The sequence below is a fragment of the Enterobacter sp. WP_7_1 genome (genome assembly GCF_003688535.1).
GTDB lineage: Bacteria > Pseudomonadota > Gammaproteobacteria > Enterobacterales > Enterobacteriaceae > Enterobacter > Enterobacter asburiae.
Genome location: NZ_REFK01000003.1, coordinates 219360 through 242474 on the forward strand (window position 1 = coordinate 219360; position 23115 = coordinate 242474).

Consider the following 23115-nt stretch of genomic DNA (forward strand, 5'->3'; position numbering starts at 1 on the left):
CCCAAAGGGAGAGGGGATCGTTTGATTACACCCGCAGCATCCCTTTCTCTTCCAGAAACGCAATAATTGTCGCTAACCCGTCACCCGCCTTCAGGTTGGTAAACGTCCACGGACGATCGCCGCGCATGCGGTTAGTGTCGCGCTCCATCACCTCCAGCGACGCACCGACGTACGGCGCGAGATCGGTTTTATTGATCACCAGAAAATCGGATTTGGTGATCCCCGGCCCGCCCTTGCGCGGAATTTTTTCCCCTTCGGCCACGTCGATCACGTAGATGGTCAGATCCGCCAGCTCCGGGCTAAACGTCGCGCTCAGGTTATCGCCGCCGCTTTCAACGAAGATCAGATCCAGATTGCCGAACTTCTCGCTTAGCGCCTCTACCGCCGCCAGGTTCATCGACGCATCTTCACGAATGGCGGTATGCGGGCAGCCGCCCGTCTCTACGCCCACGATGCGCTCCGGCTCCAGCGCGCCAGCCTCGGTCAGGATGCGCTGATCCTCTTTGGTGTAGATATCGTTGGTCACCACCGCAAGATGGTAGGTGTCGCGCATCGCCTTGCAGAGCGCTTCCAGCAGCGCGGTTTTGCCCGACCCTACCGGGCCGCCCACGCCCACGCGCAGGGGATGTTTGTAATCAGCCATGTTGACTCCTCAGGAACGGAATAGTCGTGAATATTGGGTTTCGTGGCGCGCGGAGGCGATGGCGGACAGCGGCGTTGCTGCCCCCAGCGCGTCGTCGCAACGCAAAAATGCCTGTTCAAGTCCGGCGGCGTAATGGTCGCCCAGTTCGATAATCAGCTGCTGCGCGGCCTGTTGCCCAAACGGCACCAGCTTGACGCCCGCCATCACCGCGCTTTCCATCCAGCTATAGCCGAGGCTGAGCGCCAGCTCGCGCGCGCTAATGCCCCAGCGCACGCCGAGCCAGGCCATGCCGCAGAGCTGGCTTTGCATAAACAGCGGCAGCCATTCGGGCGGACAGTCAGGTTCCCAGCTCTTAATCAGCCGCGTAAACGCCGCCCCACGGTTGCGCTCCTCTTCGCGCAGCTCGCGCGTTTCCCGGCAGGCGAGAAGGTATGCCGTCCAGCGTTTTGCATTTGTAAGAGAGCTTTGCTCACAGGCCTGATAAAGACGGATAAACAGCGGCAGGTCGACGCAGAAAAAGCTCTGCTCCATCTGATGGATTTGCCAGCGTTTGAACGCGTCGGCATCGGTGACCCAGCCAGCCTCAACGGCCCACTCCAGCCCCTGCGACCAGGTAAACGACCCGACCGGCAGGCTGCTGCTGGAGAGCTGCATCAGACGCAGCCTCTGGCGGGCGTGCTCCATCAGCTCATCAGCGCCAGCAGGGCGGAGACGATCAGCCCGCCGCCGAAGGTTTTACGCAGGCCGTCGTGACGGCGCAGCAGCAGCCCCGCGGCAAAGCTGGCGCACAGCACCGTGGCGCTGGCGAGCATAAAGCCGCTGGTGAAGAGCCAGAAGCTGTGGCCGGACATCTCCACGCCGTGCGCCCAGCCGTGGAACATCGCCAGAGCAGGCACCGCCAGCAGCAGACGGTTTTCAGTTTTAAACATCATCACGCCGGATACCGCCAGCGAGGCGATAATCAGCATCTCCATGCCGCTGAAGCCGCCGAGCAGGCTGCCCGCAATGGCGCCGACAAGCATCATCCCGAGGGTGGCAAACGGCAGCAGGAGTTTGCGGCCGCTCAGCGCAGAGAGCACGCCCGCACCGGTGAGCATCAGCAGGTGATCGAGCCCGGTCAGCGGATGAAGAAAACCGGCCTGAAAGCTGTCGGTGCCGTGGCCGGGATGCGCGAGCGCGGGAACGGAAAAAGCCAGCAGTAACAGCGGTAAATACTTGCGCATGATGGATCCTTAATGTGAATGAGCGTGAGAATGGCTGTGGCTGTGGGCATCGCTGGTGTAAGCGCCCGCTTCCGGTTCAAACGGCAGGCTGGCGTAGGCCACTTCCAGCCCGAACTGGCGCAGCATGTCGTCGAGAACGTGGTCGTGGTGATAGCGAAGCTCGCCGGGCATGATTTGCAGCGGCACGTGGCGGTTGCCCAGGTGGTAGCAGGCGCGGGCGAGCAGGAACGGATCGGCGCAGCGCACCACGGAAACTGACTCCGGGGCGGCGATCACTTCGATGACCTCGCTGCCGTCGTCGGTAGTCAGCAGGTCGCCCCCGCGCAGCAGCAGGCCGCGCGGCAGCATCAGCCCGGCTTCGCGGCCGTCGTTCAGCGCTACGCGGGCGCGGCTTTTCACCCGCACGTCAATCGGCAGCGTGACGCTGGCGGTAATCGGATGCGCATGGTCCAGGCGTTGGGTTAAATAGATCATCATCACTCCTCAAAACAGGAAATAGCGTTGCGCCATCGGCAGAACGTCAGCCGGTTCGCTGGTTATCAGTTCACCGTCGACGCGCACCTCGTAGGTTTGTGAGTCGACGGTGATATTTGGCTGCAGGCCGTTGTGGATCATGTCCGCCTTTTTCACCGTCCGGCAGCCTTTCACCACCGCGGTGGCGCTCTGCAGGTTGAGCTGCTGCGGGATGTCGTTCGCACTGGCGGCCTGCGAGATAAACGTCAGCCGGGTGGCGTGGCGCGCGGCGCCCAGCGCGCCAAACATCGGGCGGTAATGCACCGGCTGCGGCGTGGGGATCGAGGCGTTGATATCGCCCATTGGCGCACAGGCGATCATCCCGCCCTTGACGATGGTGGCGGGTTTGACGCCAAAGAACGCAGGAGACCAGACCACCAGATCCGCCAGCTTGCCCGCCTCAATCGAACCGACTTCGTGGGCGATGCCGTGGGTGAGCGCCGGGTTAATGGTGTATTTAGCGACGTAGCGCTTTACGCGGAAGTTGTCGTTATTACCGATCTCTTCCGGCAGCGCGCCGCGCTGGACCTTCATGCGGTGCGCCACCTGCCAGGTGCGGATAATGACTTCCCCGACGCGGCCCATGGCCTGCGAATCTGAAGAGGTGAGCGAGAACGCGCCGATGTCGTGCAGCACGTCTTCGGCGGCAATGGTTTCACGACGAATGCGGGATTCGGCAAACGCCACGTCCTCGGCGATATCCGGATCGAGGTGATGGCAAACCATCAGCATGTCGAGATGCTCGTCGATGGTGTTCACCGTATAGGGCAAGGTCGGGTTGGTGGAGGAGGGCAGAATATTCGGGTGCGCGCAGGCGGTGATGATATCCGGCGCGTGGCCGCCGCCCGCGCCTTCGGTGTGGAAGGTGTGGATGGTGCGCCCGGCGATAGCCGCCAGCGTGTCTTCGACAAAACCGGACTCGTTCAGCGTGTCGCTGTGCAGCGCCACCTGAATATCCATCTCGTCTGCCACCTCCAGCGAGCAGTTGATCGCCGCAGGCGTCGCTCCCCAGTCTTCGTGGATCTTCAGCCCGATGGCGCCCGCGGCAATCTGCTCGCGCAGGGCGTCCGGGTTGGAGCCGTTACCCTTGCCGAGCAGGCCGATATTCACCGGCAGCGTATCGGCAGCCTGCAGCATGCGGGCGATATACCACGGCCCCGGCGTGCAGGTGGTGGCGTTGGTGCCCGCCGCCGGTCCGGTGCCGCCGCCGATCATGGTGGTGACGCCGGAGACCAGCGCCTCTTCCGCCTGCTGCGGGCAGATCCAGTGGATGTGGGTGTCGATCCCGCCAGCGGTGACGATCTTCCCCTCGGCGGCAATCACTTCCGTTGCCGCGCCAATCGGGATCGTCACGCCGGGCTGAATGTCCGGATTTCCGGCTTTGCCAACGGCGAAGATCCGCCCGTTCTTGACGCCAATATCGGCTTTTACGATCCCCCAGTGATCGACGATCAGCGCATTGGTGAGAACCAGATCCACGCAGGCATCAGCGGTCATCTGCCCCTGGCCCATACCGTCGCGGATCACCTTTCCGCCGCCGAATTTGACCTCTTCGCCGTAGACCGTGAGATCGTCTTCCACTTCGATCCACAGCTCGCTGTCGGCCAGCCGCACTTTATCTCCGGTGGTGGGGCCGAACATATCGGCATACGCCCGGCGTGAAATCTCAGCCATGTTTCACCTCGCCCATTACCTCACCGCGAAAACCGAAAATGCGCTGCGCCCCCGTGACCTGAACCAGCGTCACTTCCCGCTTCTGGCCGGGCTCGAAGCGCACGGCGGTGCCCGCCGGGATGTTCAGTCGGAAGCCTTTGGTGGCTTCCCGAGCGAACTTCAGCGCCGGGTTGACCTCGTAAAAGTGATAGTGCGATCCGACCTGGATCGGCCTGTCGCCGTGATTTTCGACAACCACGCTTTGGGTTTCACGCCCGACGTTGAGGGCAATCGTTCCGGGCTGGATCTGGTATTCACCTGGGATCATCACGCGCTCCTTAGACGATCGGGTTGTGGACGGTGACGAGCTTCGATCCGTCCGGGAAGGTGGCTTCCACCTGAATATCCGGGATCATTTCCGGGACGCCCTCCATTACCTGGTCGCGGGTCAAAACGTGGCGGCCCGCTTCCATCAGCGAGGCGACGGTTTCGCCATCGCGCGCGCCTTCCATAATGAAGGCGCTGATCAGCGCGACCGATTCCGGGTAATTGAGCTTTACCCCGCGCACAAGGCGGCGTTCGGCAACCAGCGCGGCGGTGAACAGCAACAGCTTGTCTTTTTCTCTGGGGGTCAGTTCCATAACGTTTCTCTTATGTCTGCCAGATACGCGGCGAACAGGCGGGTTTGGTGGTGAGAAGCGGGCGAAGCGACTGCCAGATATCGCGCATCACCCGCTGGCAAATCAGGTTGTCGTCGGAGAGAAAACGCACCGACAGCAGGTCATCGGTGAGCGTTGCACCCGCATAATTTTCCAGCGGCGCGAGCCGTTCGCGCACCGCGTCGAGATGTTCTTCTTTGGCCGGATAGAACAGCAGAGTGCCGAGCCACGGACGTCCGGCGACGGGCGTGAGATCGCCGTCGCTAAGATGCTGACGCTCAATCAGGCGCGGCTCGTCATCTACCCACACCTCCAGGCGGCTCTCCAGCGTGCCGTGGCTGAATGTCTCACCGATCACCGGGCGCCCCAGGCAGTACAGCTCCCACGCCAGCAGCGTGCTGGAGGCCTTCAGGTGAAAAACGGAGCGCAGCGCGGCATTCGCGCCGGGGAAGATAATGGTGTCCTGCGGCAGCCACTCCAGCGTGGAATTTTCATCGAGATAAAAATGCTGGCTCAGACGAGCCTGCGGGCCGCTGCTGCGATAGAACTTGCTGGCGCCGGGCATGGTGATAAGCACATGGCTTTTGGCGTCCAGCCGAACGGAAATGTCCAGCGTATCGCCGCCCACAATCCCGCCGGGCGGGTGCAGCAGGTAAAGATGGCAGGTTTCGCCTTCGGGGTAAAAGGGACGCTGAACGGTAAGCGGCCCGACGTGGTGGGCGGAGTGCAGGAGGGTTTTCTCAGGGGTGTGACAAAGCTGCAGGGCAAGCGATGCCTGCCAGCCTTTATACGTATTATCAGTGACCTGAGCTGCTAACATGCTGCATCCATTTCCACACCATCGGGATACGTTTCAGTATGCCCTGGCGGAAATGAAGCCTGTCATATGAGTCGCTTATGGATGGCCAGGCAGGAGAAATAAAAAAGCACGGCTGGGGCCGTGCTCTGTATAAGCAATGACGATCCTACTTCAGGTGTTCATGCAACGCTGCACCTGCCTGCTCAAGGGCAACTTTCACCGTTGGCTCCTGGCTCAGCGGGTTAAGCAGGCCGTAGTCGTGGATCATGCCGTTATAGCGCGTGACGGTCACCGGGACGCCAGCCGCATCCAGTTTACGCCCGAATGCTTCACCTTCATCCCGCAGAACGTCCAGCTCAGCCGTCTGGATCAGCGTCTCGGGGAAGCCTTTCAACTGCGCGGTGCTGGCGCGAAGCGGAGAGGCAAGGATATTGTTGCGATCGGCAGCGCTGGTGGTGTAGTTATCCCAGAACCATTTCATCATGTTTTTCGACAGGAAATAGCCATTTTCGAACTGGTTATACGAGGCAGTATCAAAGTTCGCATCGGTAACTGGCCAGAGCATGACGTTGTAGCGAATTTTTGGCCCATTGAACTGTTTGGCCTGCAGCGCCACCGAAGCCACCATATTGCCGCCCACGCTGTTACCCACCAGACCCAGACGGCTACCGTCCACGCCAATTTCCTGACCGTGCCCGGCGACCCATTTTGTCGCTTCATAGGCCTGATTAATTGCTACCGGGAAATGGGCCTCAGGTGACGGGGTGTAATCGACGTAAACCGCAGCGGCACCCGAAGCGCGAACGAGGTCGCGGATTAAACGTTCGTGGGTAGGGAAGTCACCCAGCACCCAACCGCCGCCGTGAAAGAACATAAAGGCGGGGAGCGTGCCGCTGGCGTTTTCAGGTTTCACTATTTTCAGTTTGATCGCCTGGCCATTTACCTGGATCGTTTTTTCAGAAACCTGAGCGGGCGGCAGTTTTGCGCCTTGCTGCGCGCCAATCAGTACCTGGCGGGCCTCCTGCGGGGTCATCTGTTCCATTGGCTTACCCTTGCCGGAATTCAAAACATTAAGAAATGCCTGTACGCCTGCGGTCGGCGTTGGGGTATTGGTGGTTTGTGCGGATGCCGCAGCTGACGCGAAGACGGAAGAAACCAGGATGGCGGTTAGTGTTTTCATGGTAGTGCCTCTTTAAGCGTATTTGATCGGATGAGATAACTAAATAGTGCGCTACTTAGTTGTTGGTATAATACTTGCGCGCAAGACACTTTTAGTCAAACATTATTTATAATTTTTTTAGGCAACCGATTCGGAGTTGATAGAAAAATGAAAGAAAACAAAACGCTAGACGATTTACTTTGCTTCTCGCTGTACTCGGTCACCAACGCGTTTGTTCGCCAGTATCGCCCCTTACTGCAAGAGATGGATCTGACCTATCCGCAATTCGTTGTTTTGATGGCGCTTTATGAGAAAGACAACATTCCACTTCGCGATCTCAGCGATAAGACGTTTTTTGATTCGGGCACATTGACCCCGCTTGTACAAAAGCTTGAGGCAAAAGGATTCCTCAACCGTATCGCGGTTGTGGGTGATGAAAGGATGAAAAATGTTGTACTGACCGACAAGGCCAAAGACCTGAAGAAACGGGTGATGGCATTGCCGGATCAGATTCGCTGCAGCATGCGGATGAATGACGATGAGCTTGAGACGCTAAAAAAACTCTCCCGAACGCTGCTCGACGATTTGTAATAACCCTTCGGTGGGTTGAACCCACCGAAGTAATGTGTCGTTACCGATAGTCCTCCGCATCCACATCATACCCCGACGGCTCCCAGCGGATTGCCAGCAGCGACGCCAGGCCGATAAACGGCGCCAGCGCAATCACCCAGAACACGGCGGTATCCAGCGAGGCGACCAGCAGCGGGAACAGAAACAGCGACAGCGTGGAACTGCTGCGCATCAGCGTCTGGTTGAGGCCCACGCCCACGCCGCGCAGGGAGGTCGGGTAGCTCAGAGAGGCGAACGTCATGGTATGCGCGCCCGGGCCAAAGCCCTGGCCGAACAGGAAAAGCGCCAGCATGGCTACGGCAAGCACGCCTTCAGAGGCACCTTCCGGTCGGCCAATCAGCGCCAGGCCAAGCAATGCGACAAGCTGGCAGGCATAACCCGCCAGCGACATCCGCCAGGCGCCGAAGCGCGGCACGTAGCGTACAGCCAGCAGCCCGCCGACGAAGGCAAACAGCAGGTTAAGCGCCAGAGAAATGAGAATGGTGGTGAGCATCGACTGGACAAAGAAGCTGGAGATGATCACCGGCAGACCAAACGCCACGGCGTTATAGGCGAAGGAAGATACGACGGACAGCAGCGTGGCGAGCGTCGTGCGGCGCAAATAGATGCCGCGAAACAGGTTCAGATAGTTTGACCATTTCGCTTTATTCACGACAGGGGCTGGCTGGCCGAGCGCGTCCTGCGGCACGTGGGCATTGATGTTATACGACTGGCGTAAAATTGACGCAGCCTCTTTCAGGTTGCCCTGATTCGCCGCCCAGACCGGAGATTCGCTCATATAGCGGCTGCGGATGGCGATAATCACCAGCGCGGGCACCGCGCCAAAGCCGAGAATCAAACGCCACAGCCAGTCGCTGTGGCTCTCCGGCAGCACGGCGTAGAAGAAAAGCACCAGCAGGTAGGAGATGCTGATGGCGGCATACCAGGTGGGGCACCACATCGCGACGCTGGAGGCCTTATTTCCGGGCCCTTTTAGCCTGGCGAACTCGCTTAAAAACGCCATCGCCACGGGAAGGTCGATCCCAACCCCCAGCCCCATCACAAAGCGGGCGCCCGCGAGCACATATTCGCTCGGGGCCAGCGCACAGGCTATCGCTGCCACCACGAAGAACACCATATCAGCCATAAAAACGCGGTAGCGCCCGATTTTATCCGTGAGGTAACCGCCGAGCAGCGCCCCGACAATGGCACCAAAGGTAATCGCCGAGGCCACCATGCCGGTACCGGCGGGCGTCAGGTTAAATTCGCGGGTGATGTCTTTAATGCCAAACGCCAGCGCGCCCAGATCGTAGGCATCGAGAAAAATGCCGCCCAAAGCGATTCCGACCACGATACGGGCGTTTGTCCGGCCCTGAGAACCGTCATTAACGAGGCGTGATACATCCGAAGCGCTGCGCACCCACTGGATGTCGCCATCAGGGGGAATACCTGCCGTTGAAAGGGGAGTTGATTCTGTGATTTCAGCCATTTTCTTCTTATGTGGTTGTGTTGTGTCCCTAACAGTTACCACAGGCAGAAGGTGACCAAAATCACATTTGGCTATAAGGCATAACTAACCCTTCGGAGCGTCTTTTTTCTTTCTCTTGAGCTTCGTCCAGATTTTGGTCTCCTGACGACGCCACAGGCGCTGAATATTGTCGTGATGACGCAGCAGGATAAGACAGGAGAGCATCGACACCGGGAAGGTGAACTGGGGTTTGAACCACCAGACGTAGAACGGGGCGATCAGCGCGCTGACGATTGCGCCCAGCGACGAATAGCCGCTCAGAAGAATGGTGAGCAGCCAGGTCCCGGCCATTACGCCGGTGAGATCCCAGCCGATAGGCGCAATGGCGCCAAAGGCGGTCGCAACGCCTTTTCCGCCTTTAAAGCCGAAGAATACGGGCCAGATGTGGCCGACGCAGGCGGCAATAGCAATGAGCCCCAGCCAGAACGGCGTGACGCCCAGCGCATAAGCGCCCCAAACGGGCAGCATCCCTTTCAGAACATCAAAAATCAAAACCGCTACGGCTGCTCCCTTGCCGCCAATTCGTAGTACGTTGGTCGCCCCCGGATTCCCGGAACCATTTTCACGCGGGTCAGGTAACCCGGCAATGCGGCAGACCAGAATGGCGCTGGAGATTGAGCCGCAAAGATAGGCGAGGAGGATCATTCCAGGCGCGATTGCACTCATAACGCTGTTCCGTTTTGAAAATGTATCTGTATTCTCAACATCTGTGGATAATACGCATAATTCGCCGGAAGTGGTATCCGGTTTAGCCAAAAAGCAGGCAGGTCGTGATGGATATTGTATTTATAGAGCAACTTTCGGTAATCACCACAATTGGTGTTTACGACTGGGAACAGACCATCGAGCAGAAACTGGTGTTCGATATCGAAATGGGATGGGATAACCGCAAATCGGCAAAAAGCGATGACGTGAACGACTGTCTGAGCTATGCCGATATCAGTGAAACGGTCATCGCCCACGTTGAAGGGCAACGTTTTGCGCTCGTCGAACGGGTGGCGGAAGAAGTCGCAGAATTGCTGCTGAAAAAATTCAACTCACCGTGGGTGCGCATCAAGCTGAGTAAGCCGGGAGCGGTGGCGCGCGCCGCCAATGTTGGCGTCATCATTGAGCGTGGCACAAATCTGAAAGGCAAGAATTAACGTCATAATTGCTAAACCATTTTAGGTTATACCGGTCTCAGGACTGTATCTTATCGGTTGTCCATATGGGGCACCGTTTTTTTATATCTTTTTAGGGGTTTATAGATGAGCGATATGCACTCGCTGCTGGTGGCGGCAATACTGGGTGTGGTCGAAGGATTGACGGAGTTTTTGCCGGTTTCCAGTACGGGCCATATGATTATCGTTGGCCATCTGCTGGGCTTTGAAGGGGATACCGCAAAAACGTTTGAAGTGGTGATCCAGCTGGGGTCTATTCTGGCGGTGGTCGTGATGTTCTGGCGTCGCCTGTTTGGCCTGATCGGCATCCATTTTGGACGTCCGCCTCAGCACGAGGGGGCCAGTAAAGGTCGTCTGTCACTGATCCATATTCTGCTCGGGATGATCCCTGCGGTGGTGCTGGGTCTGGTGTTCCACGACGCCATCAAATCGCTGTTTAATCCGATTAACGTGATGTACGCGCTGGTGGTGGGGGGCTTACTGCTGATCGCCGCGGAAGTGCTGAAGCCAAAAACGCCGCGCGCGGAAGGTCTGGACGATATGACGTATCGTCAGGCGTTTATCATTGGTTGCTTCCAGTGTCTGGCGCTGTGGCCGGGCTTCTCGCGTTCAGGCGCAACAATCTCCGGCGGGATGCTGATGGGCGTAAGCCGTTACGCCGCATCAGAGTTCTCGTTCCTGCTGGCGGTGCCGATGATGATGGGCGCTACCGTGCTCGACGTCTATAAGAGCTATCACTTCCTGACGGCTGGCGACATTCCGATGTTCGCCGTCGGCTTCATCACCGCGTTTATCGTGGCGCTGATTGCCATCAAAACCTTCCTTCAGCTGATTAAGCGTATCTCGTTTATTCCGTTCGCGATCTATCGCTTTATCGTGGCGGCTGCGGTGTACGTGGTCTTCTTCTGACCGATGGCCCTCAGTCTTTCGGCTGAGGGCAATGCTTTTCCTTCCAGTCCGACACCGCCTGAATTCGCCGCTTCGTGAGCTCTTCGCGAATTTCCGGTCCTTTGAATCCCGCTTCGACAACGTCCTTCGTGGGCACCGCTTTCGCTACGTCCCAGGCTTTACGCAGTAAACGTCCCTGCGGGTAATCGCACGCTTCAAAACCGGTACGACCGCGCACGTCAGCTTCGCTGGTCAGCGCGATTTGCTCCACGCGCTGGGGTTTGCGCCAGGCGTCGATGTTGTCGAAAAGCTTAACGATGGTAGCCGGTTTCAGGATGGGGAAGGTGTGGATCAGATCGTGGAACTCGGCCACCAGTTTCGCCAGATCGCGGATCTCGTTCGGCACGCGCAGACGCTGGCACAGCCCCTCGACCAGCTTCACCCCTGCCGGGCCGTGCCCGTGGTGGCGAGGCCAGAATTCTTTTGGCGTTAGGCCTTTGCCGAGATCGTGGCACAGGGTGGAAAAGCGCACGTCCACGTCAGGGCTGAGCATGGCGGCCATGCTCAGGGTCATCAGCGTGTGTACGCCGGTATCAATTTCCGGGTGCCATTTTGCCGGGGCAGGTACGCCAAACAGCGCGTCTATTTCCGGGAACAGTACCTTCAGCGCGCCGCAGTCGCGCAGGACCTGGAAAAAGACCTGCGGGTTGCGCGTGGTGAGGGCATTTTCCGTCTCTTTCCAGACGCGCTCTGGCGTCAGGTGTTCAAGCTCGCCCGCCTCGGTCATGGCGGTCATCAGCGCCATTGTCTCATTGGCAATACGGAAGCTGAGATGGGCGTAACGCGCGGCAAAGCGCGCCACGCGGAGCACGCGGAGCGGATCTTCAGAAAACGCCGGGGAAACGTGACGTAAAAGACGGTTGCGCAGATCGTCCTGACCGCCATAGGCGTCTACGATCTGCCCGTCTTCGTCCTGCGCCAGCGCGTTGATGGTGAGATCGCGACGCAGGAGATCTTGCTCCAGCGTGACGTCCGGCGCGGCATAGCAGGTGAAGCCCGTATAGCCCGAGCCCGATTTCCGCTCGGTACGCGCCAGGGCATACTCTTCACGGCTTTTCGGGTGCAGGAACACGGGAAAATCGCGGCCTACCTGCTGGTAGCCCGCGTCGAGCATCTCTTCAGGAGTGGCGCCAACCACCACCCAGTCTTTATCTTTGACCGGCAGACCTAACAACGCATCACGTACCGCACCACCGACCAGATAACTCTTCACGCCCAACTCTCCCGTTTTCTCTTTTCCAGAATGATACGTAAGTCTGGCAGAGAAGACGAATTAGTTCATCCAGCGGTCTTTACGCTTACGGCTTGGGATCAGATGCGGCAGCACCAGACCCAGTACCAGACCCACGCCCAGCACGCCGCCGCCATACATAAACCACTGCATGATAATGGTGCGCTGTTTGTCGTCGAGCTGCAGATTGGCGGCATTCACCTTCTTCTGCGCGACAATCAGCTCGTTTTTCAGTTTCTGGTTCTCTTCTTTCAGGCCGTTAATCACACCGTCGCTTTGCGCCACTTTCTGCTGCATTTCAGCGGTGCGCTGGTTCCAGGTGCCGTCGATGTTGTTCAGCTTATCGGTCAGAGTCTTCACCTGGTTTTCCAGATCGGGAACGCGCGTGCGCAGGCTTGGCACGGTGCTCAGCTCTTTCAGCGGGATCCAGGAAGTGCGGCCGGTACTGTCGCGAACCTGGCCGTAATTGGTATCCGCGTTGGTCTGTAACAGGGTGACTTCCTCACCGGCATTCACCGTGCCCACGAGGCGATAATTATCTCCAGGGCCACTGCGTACCCAGGTGTTCAGTTCGTCAGAAACGTAACGCTTCTCTTCAGCGTGCACTGCGGTTGCGGCGCTAAAAGCGAGTAAAGTAAGTCCAATCAGGCGTAATTTAAGCATCATTAGTCGTTATTTTCATAAATAGTGGAACGATAGTAGTGGCAACAGTGTCTCTACGCAAAGCATTCGTCAGCAATCAGAATCATCTGTGTCACGACTCTACAGATTTACGCCCGACAAATTGCTCATTGCATGGCAATTTGGCGCAAAATACTATGTACTGACAAACAAATGGCGAGGAAGTTCGCCTTCATTGACGCGTCTGTGACGCCCGCAAAAGTACAAGGCTATGGCACAAGAAATCGAATTAAAGTTTATCGTCGAAAAAGACAGCGTTGACGCACTCCGCCAGCATCTGCATACGCTTTCCGGCGAACACCATGCACCGGTACAACTGCTTAATATCTATTACGAAACGCCAGACAACTGGCTGCGTCGCCACGATATGGGGCTGCGCATCCGCGGCGCGAGCGGGCGCTACGAGATGACGATGAAAATTGCCGGCCGCGTGGTCGGCGGTTTACATCAGCGCCCGGAATACAATATCGACATCAGCAAGCCAGAACTTGAGCTGGAACGTTTCCCGGCGGAAGTCTGGCCGGATGGCGAGCTGCCTTCCACGCTGGCGGAACAGGTGCAGCCGCTGTTCAGCACCGATTTCTGGCGCGAGAAATGGCTGGTGACGGAAGGCAAAAGCCGCATCGAAATCGCCCTCGATCTGGGGGACGTGAAGGCGGGTGAGTTCCAGGAACCGATTTGCGAACTCGAGCTTGAGCTGCTGGAAGGGGACGCGAATGACGTGCTGAAGCTGGCGCGTAAGCTGGTGAACCAGTCCGGACTGCGTCAGGGAAGCCTGAGTAAAGCCGCGCGGGGTTACCATCTGGCCGCCGGAAATGCGCCGCGCGCGCTAAAAGAGACGACCATCCTGCACGTTGCGCCGAAAGCCAGCGTTGAACAGGGTCTGGAAGCCGCGCTGGAGCTGGCGCTTTCTCAGTGGCAATACCATGAAGAGCTGTGGGTGCGAAATGTGAAAAACGCGAAATCCAACGTGCTGGCGGCGATTGCCCTGGTGCGCCATACCCTGACGCTGTTCGGCGGTATTGTTCCTCGCAAAGCGAGCGCTCACTTACGTGACCTGCTGACGCAAACCGAAACGCTGATGCTCTCCGACGTATCGGCGCAAACGGCGATCTACAGCCCGCAAGCCGCGACGGCAAAACTGGCGCTGACCGAGTTCCTGGTGACGCGCGGCTGGCGCGCCTTCCTGGATGCGAAAGCCGAGACCAAAATCGCGGAAAACTTTAAGCGTTTCGCGGATATTCATCTTTCCCGTCATGCCGCCGAGCTGAAGAGTACCTTTGCGTATCCGCTCGGCGATCAGTATGGCGATCAGCTTCCTCGTCTGTCGCGCAACATCGACAGCATGCTGCTGCTTTCCGGCGCTTATGACGGCGTTAAAACCCAGGCCTGGCTGGAGAACTGGCAGGGGCTGAAGCACGCCATTGAAACCCGCCAGCATATTGAGATTGAGCATTTCCGTAACGAGGCCATTTCGCAGGAGCCGTTCTGGCTGCACAGCGGAAAACGTTAACTCTGGCAAGGAACCCCTATAATGCCGCTTTCTTCACCGTTACAGCAGCAGTGGCAGACCGTTTGCGAACGTCTGCCTGAGTCATTACCGGCGTCATCGTTAAGCGAGCAGGCGAAGAGCGTGCTCGCCTTCAGTGATTTTGTGCAGGAAAGTATCACCGCCAACCCGGACTGGCTGGCAGAGCTTGAGAACGCGCCGCCGCAGGCGGACGAGTGGCGGCATTACGCCGGCTGGCTGCAAACTGCGCTTGAAGACGTTGCGGATGAAGCGACGCTGATGCGCGTCCTGCGCCAGTTCCGCCGTCGGGTGATGGTGCGCATTGCCTGGGCGCAGTCGCTGGAGCTGGTAAGCGAAGAGAGCACGCTGCAGCAGCTAAGCGAGCTGGCGCAAACGCTGATTGTCGCCGCGCGCGACTGGCTCTACGCCGCCTGCTGTAAAGAGTGGGGCACGCCGTGCAGCGAGGAAGGGGTTCCTCAGCCGCTGTTGATTCTGGGGATGGGCAAGCTGGGCGGCTGCGAGCTGAACTTCTCCTCCGACATTGACCTGATTTTTGCCTGGCCCGAGAACGGCTCCACGCGCGGCGGCCGTCGCGAGCTGGACAACGCCCAGTTCTTTACCCGCCTCGGTCAGCGTCTGATTAAGGCGCTGGATCAGCCGACGCAGGACGGTTTTGTTTACCGCGTGGACATGCGCCTGCGCCCGTTTGGCGACAGCGGACCGCTGGTGCTGAGCTTTGCCGCGCTGGAAGATTACTACCAGGAGCAGGGGCGCGACTGGGAGCGCTATGCGATGGTTAAAGCGCGGATCATGGGCGACAGCGACGACGCTTACGCCAACGAGCTGCGCGCCATGCTGCGCCCGTTCGTATTCCGTCGCTATATCGACTTCAGCGTGATCCAGTCCCTGCGAAATATGAAAGGGATGATCGCCCGTGAGGTGCGCCGTCGTGGTCTGAAGGACAACATCAAGCTCGGCGCGGGCGGCATCCGCGAAATCGAATTTATCGTTCAGGTCTTCCAGCTTATTCGCGGCGGCCGTGAGCCGTCCCTGCAGTCCCGCTCGCTGCTGCCGACCCTGAGCGCCATCGAGCAGCTGCACCTGCTGCCGGACGGCGACGCGCAAACCCTGCGCGAAGCCTATCTGTTCCTGCGCCGTCTGGAAAACCTGCTGCAAAGTATCAACGACGAACAGACCCAGACCCTGCCGGGCGATGACCTTAACCGGGCGCGCCTGGCCTGGGGCATGCGCGTGGACGACTGGACGGCGTTAACCGAACGGCTGGATGCCCATATGGCAGGCGTACGCCGCATCTTTAACGAGCTGATCGGTGATGACGAAAGCGAATCGCAGGACGATGCGCTTTCCGAGCACTGGCGCGAGCTGTGGCAGGACGCGCTCCAGGAAGATGACACTACGCCGGTGCTGACGCACTTAACCGACGACGCGCGCCATCGCGTGGTGGCGCTGATCGCTGATTTCCGTCTTGAGCTGAACAAACGCGCCATCGGCCCGCGCGGTCGTCAGGTGCTGGATCACCTGATGCCGCACCTGCTGAGCGAGGTCTGCTCGCGGGCGGACGCGCCGGTGCCGCTGTCGCGCATGATGCCGCTGTTAAGCGGGATCATCACGCGTACCACCTATCTGGAACTTTTAAGCGAGTTTCCTGGGGCGCTGAAGCACCTGATTACGCTCTGCGCCGCGTCGCCGATGGTGGCCAACAAGCTTGCGCGTTACCCGCTGCTGCTGGATGAGCTGCTCGATCCGAACACGCTGTATCAGCCAACGGCGACGGATGCCTACCGGGACGAGCTGCGTCAGTATCTGCTGCGCGTGCCGGAAGAGGATGAAGAGCAACAGCTGGAGGCGCTGCGCCAGTTTAAGCAGGCGCAGATGCTGCGCGTGGCGGCGGCGGACATCGCCGGAACGCTGCCGGTGATGAAAGTGAGCGATCACTTAACCTGGCTGGCAGAGGCGATCATCGACGCGGTGGTACATCAGGCGTGGGTGCAGATGGTGGCGCGCTACGGCCAGCCGAAACACCTGGCCGAACGTGAAGGACGCGGATTCGCGGTCGTGGGGTACGGCAAGCTTGGCGGCTGGGAGCTGGGCTATAGCTCCGATCTGGATTTAATCTTCCTGCACGATTGCCCGGTTGACGTAATGACCGACGGCGAGCGTGAAATTGACGGGCGTCAGTTCTACCTGCGCCTGGCGCAGCGCATCATGCACCTGTTCAGCACGCGCACCTCGTCGGGCATTTTGTATGAAGTGGATGCCCGTCTGCGTCCGTCCGGCGCGGCGGGCATGCTGGTGACCTCAACGGAATCCTTCGCCGATTACCAGAAGAATGAAGCCTGGACGTGGGAGCATCAGGCGCTGGTGCGTGCTCGCGTGGTGTACGGCGATCCGCAGCTCAAAACGCAGTTTGACGTCATCCGCAGGGAGGTTATGACCACCTTGCGTGATGGCAGCACGCTGCAAACGGAAGTGCGCGAAATGCGCGAGAAAATGCGCGCGCATCTCGGTAATAAACATCGCGATCGCTTTGATATTAAAGCCGACGAGGGCGGGATTACCGATATTGAGTTCATTACCCAGTATCTGGTGCTGCTGCACGCCCACGACAAGCCGAAGCTGACGCGCTGGTCCGATAACGTGCGCATTCTGGAACTACTGGCGCAAAACGACATCATGGACGAGCAGGAGGCGCAGGCCTTAACCCGCGCCTACACGACGCTTCGCGATGAGCTTCATCACCTGGCGCTGCAGGAGGAGCCGGGGCACGTGGCGCTGGACAGTTTTGCTCATGAACGTGCTCAGGTAACGGCCAGCTGGCAGAAGTGGCTGGTGGAACCGTGCGTAACAAATCAAGTGTGATATTATCGCGCGCAAATTGTGAATCTTTCTGGAGTCAGGAATGAAAGTAACACTGCCAGAGTTTGAACGTGCTGGGGTAATGGTTGTTGGGGATGTGATGCTGGATCGCTACTGGTATGGGCCTACCAGCCGCATCTCTCCGGAAGCACCGGTACCGGTGGTTAAGGTCGACACCATTGAAGAGCGTCCCGGCGGCGCGGCAAACGTGGCGATGAACATTGCCTCTCTGGGCGCGCAGTCGCGTCTGGTGGGCCTGACCGGCATTGACGATGCGGCGCGCGCGCTGAGCAAGTCGCTGGCGGACGTGAACGTGAAGTGCGACTTCGTCTCTGTTCCGACCCACCCGACCATCACCAAGCTGCGCGTGCTGTCGCGCAACCAGCAGCTGATCCGCCTCGACTTTGAAGAAGGGTTCGAAGGCGTTGATCCTGAGCCGCTGCACGAGCGTATCAACCAGGCGCTGGGCAATATCGGCGCGCTGGTGCTGTCCGACTATGCCAAAGGCGCGCTGGCGAGCGTGAAGACGATGATTCAGCTGGCGCGTAAAGCCAACGTCCCAGTGCTGATCGACCCGAAAGGGACCGATTTTGAGCGCTATCGCGGCGCAACCCTGCTGACGCCAAACCTCTCCGAGTTTGAAGCGGTGGCGGGCAAGTGCAAAACCGAGGAAGAGCTGGTTGAGCGCGGCATGAAGATCATTGCTGATTTCGAGCTGTCTGCTTTGCTCGTCACCCGCTCCGAGCAGGGGATGACGCTGCTGCAGCCGGGCAAAGCGCCGCTGCATATGCCAACCCAGGCGCAGGAAGTGTACGACGTGACCGGTGCCGGTGATACGGTGATCGGCGTGCTGGCGGCGACGCTGGCAGCAGGAAACTCGCTGGAAGAGGCGTGCTACTTCGCTAACGCCGCGGCGGGCGTGGTCGTCGGTAAGCTCGGTACCTCAACCGTTTCGCCAATCGAGCTGGAAAACGCGGTGCGCGGTCGTGCGGATACCGGTTTTGGCGTTATGACCGAAGACGAGCTGAAGGTGGCCGTCGCCGCCGCGCGCAAGCGTGGTGAAAAAGTGGTGATGACGAACGGCGTGTTCGACATTCTGCACGCGGGCCACGTTTCGTATCTGGCGAATGCGCGCAAGTTGGGCGATCGCCTGATTGTGGCGGTTAACAGCGATGCGTCGACGAAGCGCCTGAAGGGTGAAACGCGCCCGGTGAACCCGCTCGAACAGCGCATGATTGTGCTCGGCGCGCTGGAAGCCGTGGACTGGGTGGTGTCGTTTGAAGAAGATACTCCGCAGCGTCTGATTGCCGGCATTCTGCCGGACCTGCTGGTAAAAGGCGGGGATTACAAGCCGGAGCAAATCGCGGGTAGCGAAGAGGTCTGGGCGAACGGCGGAGAGGTGATGGTGCTCAACTTTGAGGACGGGTGTTCAACCACCAACATCATCAAGAAGATCCAGAAGGACAGTCAGTAAAAAAACGGGCCAGTTGGCCCGTTTTTTTCTCCCTCTCCCTGTGGGAGAGGGCTGGGGTGAAGGCATCAGGCCGCACTTACTCCTGGTCGTCCACCGGTGGAATAGCCGGTGCCGGCTTCACTTCTTCCGGCGCATTTCGGTTTTCCAGCTCGGTCAGACGCTGTTCCAGCAGCGCCAGCTTCTCGCGGGTGCGCAGCAGAACCTGGGTCTGCACGTCAAACTCTTCGCGGCTGACTAAATCAAGGCGAACCAACTGCGCCTGCAGCGTCTGGCGGATTTTCTTTTCTACGTCATCACCAAATTCACGAATGCCTTTTGGCATAGATTCATGAACCTGACGCGCGATCTGCTCAATTTTTTTCGGGTCAATCATTGGCGTTTCCCTTGATGGAAAAGTGTTAGTGTCCATTGTAGCGCGTCATGCCCAAGGTAAACAAAATTGTTTGATGCTTATGCATTGCCCAGGATAATCAATAGCGTTATAGTTATCTCGCTTATTCTCAGGGCGGGGCGAAATTCCCCACCGGCGGTAAATCAGCGTGACGCTGAAAGCCCGCGAGCGCTTTGGGTGAATACTCAAAGGTCAGCAGATCCGGTGTAATTCCGGGGCCGACGGTTAGAGTCCGGATGGGAGAGAGTAACGATCAAGTCGGGCATGGGCCCGCTCACGTTATCTTTTTGCCGCTTATACGGCGCTCCTAAGACTGCCCTGATTCTGGTAACCATAATGTTAATGAGGTTTTTTTACCATGAATCAGACGCTACTTTCCTCTTTTGGCACTTCAACTCAACGTGTTGAACATGCACTGGATGCACTTCGCGAAGGCCGCGGTGTGATGGTGCTTGACGATGAAAACCGTGAAAACGAAGGCGATATGATTTTCGCCGCCGAAAACATGACCGTTGAACAGATGGCGCTGACCATCCGTCACGGCAGCGGCATCGTATGCCTGTGTATTAATGAAGATCGTCGTAAGCAGCTCGATCTGCCGATGATGGTCGAAAACAACACCAGCGCCTTTGGTACCGGTTTTACCGTGACCATTGAAGCAGCGCATGGTGTGACCACCGGTGTGTCTGCGGCTGACCGTCTGACCACCGTACGTGCAGCGATTGCTGATGGTGCGAAGCCATCCGATCTGCACCGTCCAGGCCACGTCTTCCCACTGCGTGCGCAGGCGGGCGGCGTGTTGACCCGTGGTGGTCATACCGAAGCGACGATCGACCTGGTGACGCTGGCTGGCTTCAAGCCTGCTGGCGTGCTGTGCGAACTGACCAACGATGATGGCACCATGGCGCGCGCGCCGGAGTGCATCACCTTTGCCCGCCTGCACAACATGCCGGTGGTAACGATTGAAGATCTGGTTGAGTATCGCCAGGCGCACGAGCGCAAAGCCAGCTGATAATAAAAACGCCGGGAAGTCCCGGCGTTTTTTACCCGATTCCTGCGGTCTGCAGGAGAACCAGACTTAATCCCATCACCGACATTCCGCACAGCACGCCATAGCTGGGGTTGTTGTTAGGATCGATCTCCTTCGCCAGCGGCATCAGTTCATCCACCGAAAGCGCAACCATGATCCCGGCTACCGCGGCCATAATCGCTGCCATCACTACCGGAGAGACCAGGCTACCAAGGATCAGCCAGGCCAGTACGCCGCCAAGGATTTCGGCCATCCCGGAAATGCCCGCCCAGAACACCGCGGTGCGTTTCGATCCCGTTGCGGCATACACGGGGCCGGCGACGGCCAGTCCTTCAGGAATATTGTGTAAGGCGACCGCCAGCGCGATGCCAAAGCCCATCTCAAGATTGCTGCTGGCCGTCACGTAGGTCGCGACCCCCTCCGGGAAGTTGTGCAGGCTGATGCCAAGCGTTAACAGCACGGCGGTACGCTTGATATTGCGCGGCATGGGCGTCACGTTTTTCTGCATTAAATCCTGCGGATGCGCGTGCGGCAGCATCCGATCGAGGGCAAAGTATCCCAGCAGGCCAAAGACAAACATGCCGTAGCCCAGCAGCGGAGACATGCCTTCTGTGCCCAACGCGGCAGGCAGCATCTCCATCAGGGAGATGAGCAGCATGATCCCGGCAGCAAAGCCCAGTGAGAAGGCCAGTACGCGGTTAGAGGGCTTTTGGCCGAGCACGCCGAGGATCGCACCGATGAATGTCGCGGCGCCTGCCAGTATGGTCAGGATCAGGGGGACTGACATGCATTGCTCCTTGTGATAATGATTCTCATTAATATAAATGATTCATTTCTGGCAAAGCGAGGGTTAAAACCTGGCTTTACACATTCCTTACATTCAAATTTCCTGATGATGATCTTCACGCTTATCTGCGTTCATCTTTGCCGGATTGCGCGTAATGTAGCACCATTAAATTGACACCTTCTGTAAGGATATCACCATGACTTCTTCCCGTATGCCAGCCCTGTTTTTAGGCCACGGCAGCCCTATGAACGTTCTGGAAGACAACGTCTATACCCGCGCCTGGCGTCATCTGGGCGAGACGTTGCCGCGTCCGAAAGCGATCGTGGTGGTATCTGCGCACTGGTTTACCCGTGGGACAGGCGTGACCGCCATGGAAGCGCCAAAAACCATTCATGATTTTGGGGGCTTCCCGCAGGCGCTGTACGACACGCATTATCCGGCCCCCGGCTCGCCTGAGCTGGCACAAAAGCTGGTAGAGTTGCTGGCACCCGTCTCTGTGACGCTGGACAAAGAAGCCTGGGGCTTTGACCATGGCTCCTGGGGCGTGCTGATTAAAATGTATCCTGACGCGGATATCCCGATGGTGCAGTTGAGCATCGACAGCACTAAACCGGCGGCCTGGCATCTGGAGATGGGGCGTAAGCTGGCAACCCTGCGCGATGAAGGCATCATGCTGGTGGCGAGCGGCAACGTGGTGCATAACCTGCGTACCGCACGCTGGCACGGTGAGAACACGCCGTACCCGTGGGCAACCTCTTTTAACGACTACGTCAAAGCCAACCTGACCTGGCAAGGCCCGGCTGAGGAGCATCCGCTGGTGAACTATCTGGATCACGAAGGCGGTTCACTCTCCAACCCGACGCCGGAACACTTCCTGCCGCTGCTGTACGTGCTTGGCGCGTGGGATGGTCAGGAACCGGTGACGATCCCGGTCGACGGTATCGAGATGGGGAGTTTGAGTATGCTGTCGGTGCAGGTGGGATAATAAAAGCAAAACGGCAACCTCAGGTTGCCGTTTTTAGTGTTTGCACCCTCTCCCTGTGGGAAAGGGGCGGGGTGAGGGCATCAGGCTGCGGCCTATTCGACAAAAATGTGCGGATAAAACCGTGACAGATCCTGCGTGATCAGCGCGCGATCTTCGCGAATGCCAATCCCGGCCGGTTGATCGTTGATGAGCCAGCTGCCAATCAGGGTATAGCTGTCGCCAAACTTCGGCAGCTGATAGAACTCCTGGACGATCATCCCTTCTTCGCCGTATGGCCCTTCAACCGCTTCCAGCGTCTTGCCGTTTTCGATAATCGAGACGTTTGCGCCTTCGCGGGAGAAGATCGGCTTAACGACGTATTTCTCCATTTGCGGGTAATCATCTTCCGCAAAATAGGCTGGCAGCAGGTTCGGGTGGTTCGGGAACATCTCCCAGAGCATCGGCAGCAGGGCTTTGTTAGAGATAATGCTCTTCCAGGCCGGCTCCAGCCAGCGCACGCCAGCATCTTCCAGCTTGGTGGAAAACATCTCGCGCAGCATGTATTCCCACGGGTAGAGCTTGAACAGGTTGCTGATCACCTGGTCCTGCATATCCGTAAACTGACCTTTTTCACCCAGGCCGATATCCTCGATATAGAGGAACTCGGTCGCCACTTCCGCTTCGGCGGCGCAGTCCTGCAGATACTGAACCGTGCCACGGTCTTCTTCCGTGTCGCGGCAGCAGGCGAGATGGAGCAGGTTAAAGCCATGCTGTTCGCGCAGCTCGGCAAAACGCTCAATCAGCTTTTCCTGCAGGCTGTTAAACTGGTCGCTGCCTTCCGGCAGGTTTCCGGCATTGGCCTGGTCTTCCAGCCAGATCCACTGGAAGAACGCCGCTTCGTACAGAGAGGTTGGCGTATCGGCGTTGTTTTCCAGAAGCTTCGGTTCACCTTTGCCGTCCCACGCCAGATCGAGGCGAGAGTAAAGCGAAGGTTGATTCGTTTTCCACGACTGGCGCACAAAGCCCCAGGTGTGCTTCGGAATGCGGAACTTTGCCATAAGCTCGTCGCTGTCGATGACCTTTTCCACGACCTTCAGGCACATCTGGTGCAGCTCGGCCGTCACCTCTTCCAGTTTTTCCACCTGAGCCAGCGTGAGCTTGTAATAGGCGTCTTCACACCAGTACGGCTCGCCGTACATGGTGTGGAAGTTAAAACCGTACTCGGTGGCTTTTTCACGCCAGTCCGGGCGCTCGGTGATACTGACTCGTTCCATGA

Annotated in this window: 24 protein-coding genes and 1 riboswitch; of the genes, 8 read left to right on the forward strand and 16 right to left on the reverse strand. The window is 58.4% G+C overall.

The genetic code is table 11. The features are described 5' to 3' along the window. Nucleotides 1-25: 25 nt before the first annotated feature. The 9 genes from ureG to BJ885_RS14295 form a co-directional block, all read right to left on the reverse strand. The gene (gene ureG, locus BJ885_RS14255; RefSeq protein ID WP_023333456.1) at nucleotides 26-643 is read right to left on the reverse strand and encodes an urease accessory protein UreG; all 618 of its coding nucleotides are present in this window, start codon (nucleotides 641-643) and stop codon (nucleotides 26-28) included. Between the two features lie 9 nt (nucleotides 644-652). Next, a complete protein-coding gene (locus tag BJ885_RS14260; protein ID WP_029741752.1) occupies nucleotides 653-1327 on the reverse strand; it encodes an urease accessory protein UreF in 675 nt (224 codons plus the stop codon). After that, nucleotides 1327-1866, reverse strand: coding sequence for a HupE/UreJ family protein (locus tag BJ885_RS14265; protein WP_029741751.1), 540 nt, complete (start codon nucleotides 1864-1866; stop codon nucleotides 1327-1329). Before BJ885_RS14265 ends, BJ885_RS14260 begins: the two co-directional genes overlap by 1 nt. 9 nt (nucleotides 1867-1875) lie before the next feature. Further along, nucleotides 1876-2340, reverse strand: a complete 465-nt coding sequence (gene ureE / locus BJ885_RS14270) for an urease accessory protein UreE (protein WP_063439541.1) — start codon at nucleotides 2338-2340, stop codon at nucleotides 1876-1878. A 9-nt stretch (nucleotides 2341-2349) separates the two neighbouring features. After that, entirely contained in the window at nucleotides 2350-4053 is a 1704-nt protein-coding gene (gene ureC / locus BJ885_RS14275; protein WP_121932173.1) for an urease subunit alpha, read from the reverse strand. After that, complete coding sequence (locus tag BJ885_RS14280; protein ID WP_121932174.1) at nucleotides 4046-4360, reverse strand: urease subunit beta; 315 nt, start codon at nucleotides 4358-4360, stop codon at nucleotides 4046-4048. The genes ureC and BJ885_RS14280 overlap by 8 nt, the downstream gene beginning before the upstream one ends. Before the next feature lie 10 nt (nucleotides 4361-4370). Next, nucleotides 4371-4673 carry an urease subunit gamma gene (locus BJ885_RS14285; protein WP_121932175.1) on the reverse strand — a complete coding sequence of 101 codons (303 nt, stop codon included), beginning with the start codon at nucleotides 4671-4673 and terminating at the stop codon, nucleotides 4371-4373. 10 nt (nucleotides 4674-4683) lie between these two features. Next, the gene (locus BJ885_RS14290; RefSeq protein ID WP_121932176.1) at nucleotides 4684-5511 is read right to left on the reverse strand and encodes an urease accessory protein UreD; all 828 of its coding nucleotides are present in this window, start codon (nucleotides 5509-5511) and stop codon (nucleotides 4684-4686) included. A gap of 145 nt (nucleotides 5512-5656) precedes the next feature. Further along, nucleotides 5657-6670, reverse strand: a complete 1014-nt coding sequence (locus BJ885_RS14295; protein WP_033146672.1) for an alpha/beta hydrolase — start codon at nucleotides 6668-6670, stop codon at nucleotides 5657-5659. A gap of 147 nt (nucleotides 6671-6817) precedes the next feature. Here BJ885_RS14295 and BJ885_RS14300 point away from each other — a divergent pair, with 147 nt between their 5' ends. Continuing rightward, complete coding sequence (locus tag BJ885_RS14300) at nucleotides 6818-7240, forward strand: MarR family winged helix-turn-helix transcriptional regulator (protein WP_045356087.1); 423 nt, start codon at nucleotides 6818-6820, stop codon at nucleotides 7238-7240. A 40-nt stretch (nucleotides 7241-7280) separates the two neighbouring features. Here BJ885_RS14300 and BJ885_RS14305 read toward each other — a convergent pair whose 3' ends face one another. Continuing rightward, the gene (locus tag BJ885_RS14305; RefSeq protein ID WP_121932177.1) at nucleotides 7281-8747 is read right to left on the reverse strand and encodes an MFS transporter; all 1467 of its coding nucleotides are present in this window, start codon (nucleotides 8745-8747) and stop codon (nucleotides 7281-7283) included. Between the two features lie 84 nt (nucleotides 8748-8831). After that, complete coding sequence (plsY, locus tag BJ885_RS14310; RefSeq protein WP_023309216.1) at nucleotides 8832-9452, reverse strand: glycerol-3-phosphate 1-O-acyltransferase PlsY; 621 nt, start codon at nucleotides 9450-9452, stop codon at nucleotides 8832-8834. A 107-nt stretch (nucleotides 9453-9559) separates the two neighbouring features. Here plsY and folB point away from each other — a divergent pair, with 107 nt between their 5' ends. Both folB and bacA read left to right on the forward strand, forming a co-directional pair. Beyond that, entirely contained in the window at nucleotides 9560-9928 is a 369-nt protein-coding gene (folB, locus tag BJ885_RS14315; RefSeq protein WP_023333447.1) for a bifunctional dihydroneopterin aldolase/7,8-dihydroneopterin epimerase, read from the forward strand. Between the two features lie 105 nt (nucleotides 9929-10033). Then, the gene (gene bacA / locus BJ885_RS14320; protein WP_087823187.1) at nucleotides 10034-10855 is read left to right on the forward strand and encodes an undecaprenyl-diphosphate phosphatase; all 822 of its coding nucleotides are present in this window, start codon (nucleotides 10034-10036) and stop codon (nucleotides 10853-10855) included. Between the two features lie 10 nt (nucleotides 10856-10865). Here bacA and BJ885_RS14325 read toward each other — a convergent pair whose 3' ends face one another. Next, nucleotides 10866-12107 carry a multifunctional CCA addition/repair protein gene (locus BJ885_RS14325; RefSeq protein WP_029740688.1) on the reverse strand — a complete coding sequence of 414 codons (1242 nt, stop codon included), beginning with the start codon at nucleotides 12105-12107 and terminating at the stop codon, nucleotides 10866-10868. A 60-nt stretch (nucleotides 12108-12167) separates the two neighbouring features. Next, nucleotides 12168-12788, reverse strand: a complete 621-nt coding sequence (locus BJ885_RS14330; RefSeq protein WP_024906484.1) for a TIGR04211 family SH3 domain-containing protein — start codon at nucleotides 12786-12788, stop codon at nucleotides 12168-12170. A gap of 229 nt (nucleotides 12789-13017) precedes the next feature. Between BJ885_RS14330 and BJ885_RS14335 the strand changes: the two genes are divergently transcribed. Genes BJ885_RS14335 through hldE form a run of 3 tightly spaced genes read left to right on the forward strand, consistent with a single transcriptional unit; the run spans nucleotide 13018 to nucleotide 18667 of the window. After that, nucleotides 13018-14319 carry an inorganic triphosphatase gene (locus tag BJ885_RS14335; RefSeq protein WP_029740689.1) on the forward strand — a complete coding sequence of 434 codons (1302 nt, stop codon included), beginning with the start codon at nucleotides 13018-13020 and terminating at the stop codon, nucleotides 14317-14319. Between the two features lie 21 nt (nucleotides 14320-14340). Beyond that, the gene (gene glnE, locus BJ885_RS14340; RefSeq protein ID WP_029740690.1) at nucleotides 14341-17196 is read left to right on the forward strand and encodes a bifunctional [glutamate--ammonia ligase]-adenylyl-L-tyrosine phosphorylase/[glutamate--ammonia-ligase] adenylyltransferase; all 2856 of its coding nucleotides are present in this window, start codon (nucleotides 14341-14343) and stop codon (nucleotides 17194-17196) included. A 40-nt stretch (nucleotides 17197-17236) separates the two neighbouring features. After that, entirely contained in the window at nucleotides 17237-18667 is a 1431-nt protein-coding gene (gene hldE / locus BJ885_RS14345) for a bifunctional D-glycero-beta-D-manno-heptose-7-phosphate kinase/D-glycero-beta-D-manno-heptose 1-phosphate adenylyltransferase HldE (protein WP_029740691.1), read from the forward strand. 76 nt (nucleotides 18668-18743) lie between these two features. Here the strand turns inward: hldE and ubiK are convergent, their stop codons facing one another. Then, entirely contained in the window at nucleotides 18744-19040 is a 297-nt protein-coding gene (gene ubiK / locus BJ885_RS14350; protein WP_014071796.1) for a ubiquinone biosynthesis accessory factor UbiK, read from the reverse strand. 119 nt (nucleotides 19041-19159) lie between these two features. Further along, nucleotides 19160-19310, forward strand: a riboswitch (FMN riboswitch). Between the two features lie 106 nt (nucleotides 19311-19416). Between ubiK and ribB the strand changes: the two genes are divergently transcribed. Further along, nucleotides 19417-20070: a 3,4-dihydroxy-2-butanone-4-phosphate synthase gene (ribB, locus tag BJ885_RS14355; protein ID WP_023309208.1), complete on the forward strand. Its 654-nt coding sequence runs from the start codon at nucleotides 19417-19419 to the stop codon at nucleotides 20068-20070. A 31-nt stretch (nucleotides 20071-20101) separates the two neighbouring features. Here ribB and zupT read toward each other — a convergent pair whose 3' ends face one another. Then, nucleotides 20102-20875 (reverse strand): zinc transporter ZupT, encoded by a 774-nt coding sequence (gene zupT / locus BJ885_RS14360; RefSeq protein WP_024906487.1) that lies wholly within the window; start codon nucleotides 20873-20875, stop codon nucleotides 20102-20104. A gap of 196 nt (nucleotides 20876-21071) precedes the next feature. Between zupT and ygiD the strand changes: the two genes are divergently transcribed. Then, nucleotides 21072-21860 (forward strand): 4,5-DOPA dioxygenase extradiol, encoded by a 789-nt coding sequence (ygiD, locus tag BJ885_RS14365; RefSeq protein WP_047646362.1) that lies wholly within the window; start codon nucleotides 21072-21074, stop codon nucleotides 21858-21860. A gap of 92 nt (nucleotides 21861-21952) precedes the next feature. On the opposite strand, the gene BJ885_RS14375 is transcribed toward ygiD, so the two are convergent. After that, entirely contained in the window at nucleotides 21953-23113 is a 1161-nt protein-coding gene (locus BJ885_RS14375) for a glutathionylspermidine synthase family protein (protein ID WP_029740694.1), read from the reverse strand. Nucleotides 23114-23115 lie beyond the last annotated feature (2 nt).